The organism is Erwinia sp. PsM31 (assembly GCF_030433775.1).
Taxonomy (GTDB): Bacteria; Pseudomonadota; Gammaproteobacteria; order Enterobacterales; family Enterobacteriaceae; genus Erwinia; species Erwinia aeris.
Genome location: NZ_JARUWZ010000020.1, coordinates 70120 through 78274, shown reverse-complemented (window position 1 = coordinate 78274; position 8155 = coordinate 70120). Strand labels below are relative to the sequence as shown.

Genomic DNA, 8155 nt, shown 5'->3' with positions numbered 1-8155 from the left:
CGACCTTCGGGTTATGAGCCCGACGAGCTACCAGGCTGCTCCATCCCGCGTCCGAACTTCCTGGCGCTTCCATCACGACAGGTTTACTGCTTTTCCCCGGAGGGAATTGGTTGCGGGAGCCGGATTTGAACCGACGACCTTCGGGTTATGAGCCCGACGAGCTACCAGGCTGCTCCATCCCGCGTCCGTGGATGCGCACTATACTCTCCGGCGATTTTGTTGCAACCCCTTTTTGCAAATTAACGCCTGAAATCGCCCTTACTGCTTAATTTGTCGGCCGATTGTTGTATTGTTGTGCAAAACCGACGCTTCTTTTTGGCGAGGACGTTTTAATCTGTGGGGCGCTTTGCTATCTTCGCCTGCAATTGCGTATAAAGGTAGAGAATAATGAAAGGACGTTGGGCAAAGTATATGGTCACCGGGGCGTTAATCGCCCTGCTTGCGGGATGTTCCTCCAAACCTACCGATCGCGGCCAGCAGTATAAGGACGGCAAGCTGCAGCAGCCGCTGGGGCTGGTTAATCAACCTAACGCCAAAGGGCGCCCCGTTAACGGCAAAGATTTTGCCGATCAGCTGCTGGAAATCCAGGCCGCTTCGCCAGCCATGTTTTCCCGCCAGCTTTCAACCTACAGCGCGCTAAAAAGCTGGCTGATGGCGGGCGGTGATACGCGGCAGCTGCGCCAGTACGGCGTGGATGCGTATCAGATGGAAGGCACCGACAATTATGGCAACGTGCAGTTTACCGGTTACTACACGCCGGTTATCCATGCCCGCTACACCCGCCAGGGCGAATTTCAGTATCCTTTATACCGCATGCCGCCGCGCGGCAAGCGCCGTTTGCCAAGCCGAGCGGAAATCTACAGCGGCGGCCTGGATGAACGTTACGTTATCGGTTACAGCAATTCGCTGATGGATAACTTTATTATGGACGTGCAGGGCAGCGGCTACGTTGACTACGGCAACGGCCGTCCTTTGACCTTCTTCGGCTACGGCGGCAAGAACGGCCATGCTTATCGCAGCATCGGTAAGGTGCTGATCGATCGCGGCGAAGTGAAGCGCGAAGATATGTCGATGCAGGCTATCCGCCAATGGGGCGAAAACCACAGCCCGGCCGAGGTGCGCGAGCTGCTGGAGCAAAACCCGTCCTTTGTCTTCTTTAAGCCGGAAGAGTTTGCGCCGGTACGCGGCGCGAGCGCGGTACCGCTGATCGCCAAAGCCTCGGTGGCCGCCGATCGTTCGCTGATCCCGCCGGGCACGGTACTGCTGGCGGAGGTGCCTTTGCTGAACGATAAAGGCAAGTTCAACGGCAAATATGAAATGCGCGTGATGGTGGCGCTCGACGTGGGCGGCGCTATTAAGGGCCAGCACTTTGATATCTATCAGGGTATCGGCGAGCAGGCGGGCCATATGGCAGGCTGGTATAACCACTACGGTCGCGTCTGGGTGCTGAAAGCGGCGCCGGGCGCGGGCGTTTCTCCTTTCTCTATGGCACAAAATGGCAATGCCGGTGCGGCGCTGGTCAGTCGATAATTAAGGTCAACGGGCCGGCGTTTCCGGCCCGTTTCCGACGTTGAGGTAAATCATGAGGGTTCTTTCCGACGCCTGGCTACAGCGCTTTGGCGGCACGGCACGCTTATATGGTCAGTCTGCTCTGCAACTTTTCGCCGACGCGCATATCTGCGTGATCGGCATTGGCGGCGTAGGCTCCTGGGCCGCTGAAGCGCTGGCGCGCACCGGTATCGGCGCCATCACGCTAATTGATATGGACGATGTCTGCGTGACCAACACCAACAGGCAGATCCACGCGCTGAAAGGTACGGTAGGGCAGGCGAAAACCGAGGTAATGGCGCAACGCATCCTGGCCATCAATCCGGAATGCAAAGTGACCTGCGTGGATGACTTTATCACTGCGGAAAATACGGCTGAGCTGATGAGCGGCGGCTTTACCTATGTGATTGACGCCATCGACAGCGTGCGGCCAAAAGCGGCGCTGCTGGCCTGGTGCCGCCGTAATAAAATTCCGCTGGTTACCACCGGCGGCGCGGGTGGTCAGATCGATCCCACGCAGATCCAGGTGGCGGATCTGGCGAAAACGATTCAGGATCCGCTGGCGGCTAAGCTGCGCGAACGGTTAAAAAGCGATTTCAATATCGTTAAAAACAGCAAGGGCAAGCTGGGTATTGACTGCGTGTTTTCCACCGAGGCGCTGATGTATCCGCAGCCGGACGGTTCCGTTTGCGCTTCACGCAGTACGGCGGAAGGGCCAAAGCGGATGGACTGCGCTTCCGGCTTCGGCGCGGCCACGATGGTCACCGCCACTTTCGGCTTCGTGGCCGTTTCCCACGTGCTGAAAAAAATGATGGCGAAAGCGGCGCGCGGCTGACGCCGCTTCTGATTTGCTTAACCCGCTTCGCTCGCCGCCTTCACTACCGCTGTCGCCAGTGCCGCCAGTCCGGCGCTGCGCGAGGCGCTGAGCTGATCGCGCAGCCCCAGGTCATCAAACAGCGCCAGCGGATCGCTCTGCAATATCTCTTCGGGCAGCTTTCCTTCCACGCTGACCAGCAGCACCGCCAGCAGTCCGCGCACGATGCGGCCTTCGCTGTCGCCGTAAAAGTGCAGGCTGCCGTCGGGCGACTGTCGATGTCCAAGCCAGACGCGGTTTTCACAGCCGCTGAGTTCGATTTCCGCCGTTTTCCACTCCTCCGCCAGTGCGGGCAGCTGTTTTCCCACCAAAATCAGCTGGCGATAGCGTTCTTCCCACTGCGTAAAGGCGGAAAAAGTCTGTTTTAAGCCGTCGGCGGTAATCAGCGTGCCGAACGGGTGCGGAGCCGGTAAAGTCGTCATAGTTAATCTGCCAAAAGTTCCAGTGCGGTGGTCATGGCGCTGACCAGCGCTTCAACATCGTTAAGCGTATTATAGGGCGCAAAAGAGGCGCGCAGGGTGCCGTTGACGCCAAGTGCCTGTAGCAGCGGCTGGGCGCAGTGCTGGCCGGCGCGCAGCGCGATGCCGCTTTCCGCCAGCAGCGTAACAATATCACTGTGGTGTACGCCCGCGATATCAAAGGCGAGCAGGCTGGAGCCGCTGGCTCGGAAGCTGCGAAAGCCGGGCAGCTCCGCCAGCCGCTCTTCCGCCACGTCGGCCAGCCCGCAGCTCCAGCTTTCTGCCGCCGCCATATCCACTGTTTCCAGCCAGCTCAGCGCCGCGCTCAGCCCGATGACGCCCGCTACGTTGGGCGTGCCTGCCTCAAAGCGCCAGGGCACCGCCTGCGGCGTAAAGCCGTCAAAGCTGACGGTGGTCAGCATTTTGCCGCCGCCCTGCCAGGGCTGCATCGCTTCCAGCAGCGCCGTTTTGCCATAGAGCACGCCTGTCCCCATCGGCCCATAAAGCTTATGGGCGGAAAAAGCATAAAAGTCGATATCCAGCGCTGCTACGTCGGGCGGCCGATGCGCCACGCCCTGCGCGCCGTCTATAACTACCTTTGCGCCCGCGCAATGCGCCAGTGCGACGGCCTTGCTTACATCCGGGCAGCCACCGGTGACGTTGGACATTTGTCCAAGCGCCAGCACCCGCGTACGCGCATTCAGTAAGGTTTCCAGCGTCGCGATGCCGGGCAGCAAATCTTTGCCGATCGGCCACTTCACCACTTTGGCGCCGGTCTGCTCAGCCACCATCAGCCATGGCACCAGATTGGCGTGATGCTCGGCTTCGCTGACGACGATCTCATCGCCTGGCCGCAGGCGTGGTCGAAAATAGCCCTGGGCGATCAGGTTGATCGCTTCCGTGGTGCCTTTGGTCCAGACAATATTGCTGGCGAGCGGGGCATTCAGCAGTCGCGCCACCTGACCACGGGCATTTTCATAGCGGTCGGTTAGCGCACGCGCGGCGGCAAACTGGCTGCGATGCACGGTTCCGGCCCCCTGACTGTAGAACGCCTGGGTGGCTTCAATCACCGCCGCTGGCTTCAGCGTGGTGGCCGCGCTGTCAAGATAGATGCCGGCTTCGTCCAACGCGGGAAACTGCTGGCGAAAATGAACAGGCGAAAATATGCTCATGTTCTCCTCGAATAAGGGTGGATTGATGCGGTTTTTACCGAATCCAACTGAATTACAGGCGCTTTCCTGGCAATGTCTGAAAAGCGAGTTATCCTGATTTATGCAAGGTTTAAACTATTACCCGCAAATAAGCTTTCTCAGGACAGGCAATTTACTCGCTTTTTGCCTCGGGATCGCGCATTGCGGGTGGTTTATCGCATTACTATCTGCAAGGAGATATAAAGATGAAAAAATTTGCTGCTATTATGGCCGCCTGCGCCATGACTTTTGCCCTGGCTGCCTGCTCAAGCAATTATGTTATGCATACCAATGATGGCCGTACCATCGTCGCCGACGGCAAACCCGTAGTAGATGACGATACCGGTATGATCAGCTACAAAGATGCTAACGGCAACAAGCAGCAGATCAACCGTTCAGACGTAAAAGAAATGGTTGAAATGGGCCAGTAAGTTTCAGGCAAAAAAAAGCACCGCAATTTGCGGTGCTATTAAATCTCTATGGACAGACAGGGTAAATCTAAAAGCGGTAGTCGGACTACCCGATCTGCAAAAGGCAGATCAATTGCAAACACAACATCACGACCACAAGCCAAAAGCCTTCTAAAATCCCCGCGCAAGCGCTTCAATTTCAAACTGCTTTTCGTTCCGGCTCAGGAAGTGCGGCAACTATAGGTATTTGCTGGTGCATCCTCAACGGACAAATTATAATGGCTCGGATAAAAAAAACTAATACGTAAAGCTGCGTCAGCGGCCTTATGTCCGAAGCCAACATTCTGTAACCGGTAATCATGTCGAAACGTCTTCCTCCTTTAAATGCCCTGCGCGTATTTGATGCTGCCGCACGTCATCTCAGTTTTACCCGGGCCGCAGAAGAGCTTTTTGTGACCCAGGCGGCGGTAAGCCATCAGATCAAGTCACTGGAGGATTTTCTGGGCCTTAAGCTGTTCCGGCGGCGCAACCGCTCCTTATTGCTTACCGAGGAAGGCCAGAGCTACTACCTGGATATCAAAGAGATTTTCACCGCGCTGAACGACGCTACCCGCAAGCTTCAGGCACGGAGCGCGAAGGGCGCGCTGACCGTCAGCCTGCTGCCCAGCTTTGCGATCCAATGGCTGGTGCCGCGCCTGTCCAGCTTTAACTCAGCTTATCCGGGGATAGACGTGCGTATCCAGGCCGTCGACCGGGAAGAAGAGAAGCTGGCGGATGACGTAGACGTGGCTATTTTCTATGGGCGCGGCAACTGGCCGGGCCTGCGGGTGGAAAAACTTTATGCCGAATATTTGCTGCCTGTCTGTTCACCTTTGCTGCTAACCGGCGATAATCCTCTTAAAACGCCTGCCGATCTGACGCGCTTTACGCTGCTGCATGACGCTTCCCGTCGCGACTGGCAGGCCTATACGCGCCAGCTGGGCGTAAATATCAACGTGCAGCACGGCCCTATTTTCAGCCACAGCGCGATGGTTTTACAGGCGGCTATCCACGGCCAGGGCGTGGCGCTGGCGAACAACGTGATGGCGCAAACGGAGATAGAAGCGGGCAGGCTGGCCTGTCCCTTTAACGACGTGCTGGTAAGTAAAAACGCTTTTTATCTGGTTTGTCATGACAGTCAGGCAGAACTGGGTAAAATAGCCGCCTTTCGTCAGTGGATCCTGGCAAAAGCGGCCAGCGAACAGGAAAAATTCCGCTTCCGCTACGAAAGCTGAACCCTTAATCATGCGTTGCCAGGGCGGCGGCGCGTGCTGTCTCAGAGGATGATAAGAATGTCGAGTCGTGCAATGCTGATTTTTACGGCCATCAGCGGGTTTGTTTTTGTCATGCTGGGCGCATTTGGCGCTCATGTATTAAGCCGGTCACTGGGGCCGGGCGAAATGGCCTGGTTGAAAACCGGCCTGGAGTATCAGGGTTTCCACACGCTGGCGATCCTGGGCCTGGCGGCAGCGATGCGCAGCCGCGCCAATATCTGGTTTTACTGGAGCAGCGCGCTGCTGGCGCTGGGCACCGTACTGTTTAGCGGCAGCCTTTACTGTCTGGCGCTGTCCCATCTTAAGCTTTGGGTTTACGTTACGCCGGTAGGAGGTTTCTGCTTCCTGATTGGCTGGGTTTTAATGTTGATTGGCGCGCTGCGTCTGAAGAAAAGGGCAGAACGCCATGAATAAAGTTTTACTCTATTGCCGTCAGGGCTTTGAAAAAGAGTGCGCGGCGGAGATCACCGCGAAAGCCGCAGCCAGAGAAGTATTTGGCTTTGCGCGCGTAAAGGAAGATTCCGCTTACGTGCTGTTTGAATGCTATCAGCCTGAAGACGCCGAAAAACTGCTGCGCGAGCTGCCTTTCAGCGAGCTGATTTTTTCGCGTCAGATGATCGTTGTGGGCGAGCTGCTGCGCGATTTGCCTCCTGAGGATCGCGTCACGCCGGTGACGGGGATGCTGACCGGCGTAGTGGAAAAGGGCGGCGAGCTGCGGGTTGAAGTGCCGGACACTAACGAGAGCAAAGAGCTGCTGAAATTCTGCCGCAAGTTCACCGTGCCGCTGCGTTCCAGCATGCGCTCGGCGGGCATCCTGCTGAATTACGAAAGCGACAAGCGTCCCGTGGTGCACGTCTTTTTTATCGCGCCGGGCTACTGCTACGTCGGCTACTCGCTGCCGCAGAACAACTCCCCGTTCTTTATGGGCATTCCACGGCTGAAGTTCCCGTCCGACGCGCCAAGCCGCTCGACGTTAAAGCTGGAAGAAGCGTTTCACGTTTTTGTACCGGCCGACGAATGGGAAGAACGCCTGGGCAGCGGCCTTTATGCGGTCGATTTGGGCGCCTGTCCCGGCGGCTGGACTTATCAGCTGGTGAAGCGCAGCATGATGGTGCACGCCGTTGATAACGGCCCGATGGCGCCGAGCCTGATGGATACCGGGCAGGTTTTCCACCATCGCGAGGACGGCTTTAAATATCGCCCGACGCGCAGCAACATCTACTGGCTGGTATGCGATATGGTGGAAAAACCGGTACGCGTGGCTAACCTGATGGCCGACTGGCTGGTGAACGGCTGGTGCCGTGAAACCATTTTCAACCTCAAGCTGCCGATGAAAAAGCGCTATGAAGAAGTCTCACAAAACCTGGCGATGATCGACGAAAAGCTGAAGGCCAACGGCATCAACGCGCAAATTCAGGCGCGCCAGCTTTATCACGATCGCGAAGAAGTTACCGTGCATATTCGCCGCATCTGGGGCGCGACGCCAGGACGCCGCGACGAGCGCTAAAGAGAGTCCGGGCCGCAGACCGCTGTCAAAAGACAGGCGGCAATGAAGTTGCCGCTATGTCCGTTATCAACGTCAGGCCCGGGACGCGCGCTTGCCTTTACGGCAGCCGCAGATCCTTCAGGTTGCCGGCCAGATGCAGATCGGTTTTCAGTGTCGCCACCTCGCGGCAGAGATGCGCCATCTCCTGCTGCTGCTCCAGCTTCTTGCGCCATTTATCCGCCACTTCCGGCAGCCGCTCGTAAATCGCCGCCAGCGAGCCGTAGGTTTGCAGCAGCTCTGCCGCGCTTTTCGCGCCAATGCCCGCCACGCCTGGGATCTTACTGCTGCTGATACCGGCCAGCCCCCAGTAATCCGTCAGCTGCGCGGGCGCTACGCCAAACTCCTTTTCAATAAACGGCAAATCCAGCCAGCGCTTCTGAAAGTAGTCGCGGATTTGAATATTTGGTGCCAGCAGCTGGCAGTAGCCCTTATCGGTCGACACTATGGTTGCCTGATGGCCGCTGTCGGCAACCTTTACCGCCAAAGTGGCGGCCAGATCGTCCGCCTCTTCGCCCGGCGCGTGCCAGCAGGCCACGCCCGCCGCCTCAAACGCCGCCCGGATCTGCGGCATCTCTGTTTTTAACGTGTCCGGCATGGGCGCGCGTCCGGCTTTATAGTCCGGCAGGCGCTGATGACGCCAGCCTTCGTGGCGATCGTCGTCGTCAAACACCGCCACCGCATGGGTCGGCTTGCTGTGCAGGATAAGCTGTTGCACAGCATGGATACAGGTTTCCTGGCAGGGAGAATCCTGCACGGCGTGGATGCGACGAATCAGATTCAGCGCATCAATAATCAACAGATGAATAGTCATAGTGG

The 8155-nt window shown here is 57.5% G+C and carries 9 protein-coding genes and 1 tRNA gene; 6 read left to right on the top strand and 4 right to left on the bottom strand.

Annotated features, from left to right (window positions below; all coding sequences use genetic code 11):
- Positions 1-107 precede the first annotated feature (107 nt).
- Positions 108-184 (bottom strand) — tRNA-Met (locus QCD69_RS15460).
- Positions 185-387: 203 nt separating this feature from the next.
- Here QCD69_RS15460 and mltA point away from each other — a divergent pair.
- The gene (gene mltA, locus QCD69_RS15455; RefSeq protein ID WP_301252651.1) at positions 388-1530 is read left to right on the top strand and encodes a murein transglycosylase A; all 1143 of its coding nucleotides are present in this window, start codon (positions 388-390) and stop codon (positions 1528-1530) included.
- Positions 1531-1582: 52 nt separating this feature from the next.
- On the top strand, positions 1583-2383 hold the full coding sequence (tcdA, locus tag QCD69_RS15450) for a tRNA cyclic N6-threonylcarbamoyladenosine(37) synthase TcdA (protein ID WP_301252649.1): 801 nt from the start codon (positions 1583-1585) through the stop codon (positions 2381-2383).
- A 17-nt stretch (positions 2384-2400) separates the two neighbouring features.
- Here tcdA and csdE read toward each other — a convergent pair whose 3' ends face one another.
- Together csdE and csdA are read right to left on the bottom strand one after the other, a co-directional pair.
- The gene (gene csdE, locus QCD69_RS15445; RefSeq protein ID WP_253458796.1) at positions 2401-2844 is read right to left on the bottom strand and encodes a cysteine desulfurase sulfur acceptor subunit CsdE; all 444 of its coding nucleotides are present in this window, start codon (positions 2842-2844) and stop codon (positions 2401-2403) included.
- 2 nt (positions 2845-2846) lie between these two features.
- Positions 2847-4052, bottom strand: coding sequence for a cysteine desulfurase CsdA (gene csdA / locus QCD69_RS15440; protein ID WP_301252647.1), 1206 nt, complete (start codon positions 4050-4052; stop codon positions 2847-2849).
- Positions 4053-4276: 224 nt separating this feature from the next.
- Between csdA and QCD69_RS15435 the strand changes: the two genes are divergently transcribed.
- From QCD69_RS15435 to rlmM, 4 genes are all read left to right on the top strand, one after another.
- Positions 4277-4501 (top strand): YgdI/YgdR family lipoprotein, encoded by a 225-nt coding sequence (locus QCD69_RS15435; protein WP_253458800.1) that lies wholly within the window; start codon positions 4277-4279, stop codon positions 4499-4501.
- A gap of 338 nt (positions 4502-4839) precedes the next feature.
- Entirely contained in the window at positions 4840-5754 is a 915-nt protein-coding gene (locus QCD69_RS15430; RefSeq protein ID WP_125287404.1) for a transcriptional regulator GcvA, read from the top strand.
- Between the two features lie 57 nt (positions 5755-5811).
- Positions 5812-6207, top strand: coding sequence for a DUF423 domain-containing protein (locus tag QCD69_RS15425; RefSeq protein WP_253458802.1), 396 nt, complete (start codon positions 5812-5814; stop codon positions 6205-6207).
- Positions 6200-7300 (top strand): 23S rRNA (cytidine(2498)-2'-O)-methyltransferase RlmM, encoded by a 1101-nt coding sequence (rlmM, locus tag QCD69_RS15420; RefSeq protein WP_301252646.1) that lies wholly within the window; start codon positions 6200-6202, stop codon positions 7298-7300. Before QCD69_RS15425 ends, rlmM begins: the two co-directional genes overlap by 8 nt.
- A gap of 97 nt (positions 7301-7397) precedes the next feature.
- On the opposite strand, the gene xni is transcribed toward rlmM, so the two are convergent.
- Positions 7398-8150: a flap endonuclease Xni gene (xni, locus tag QCD69_RS15415; RefSeq protein ID WP_301252645.1), complete on the bottom strand. Its 753-nt coding sequence runs from the start codon at positions 8148-8150 to the stop codon at positions 7398-7400.
- Between the last annotated feature and the right edge of the window lie 5 nt (positions 8151-8155).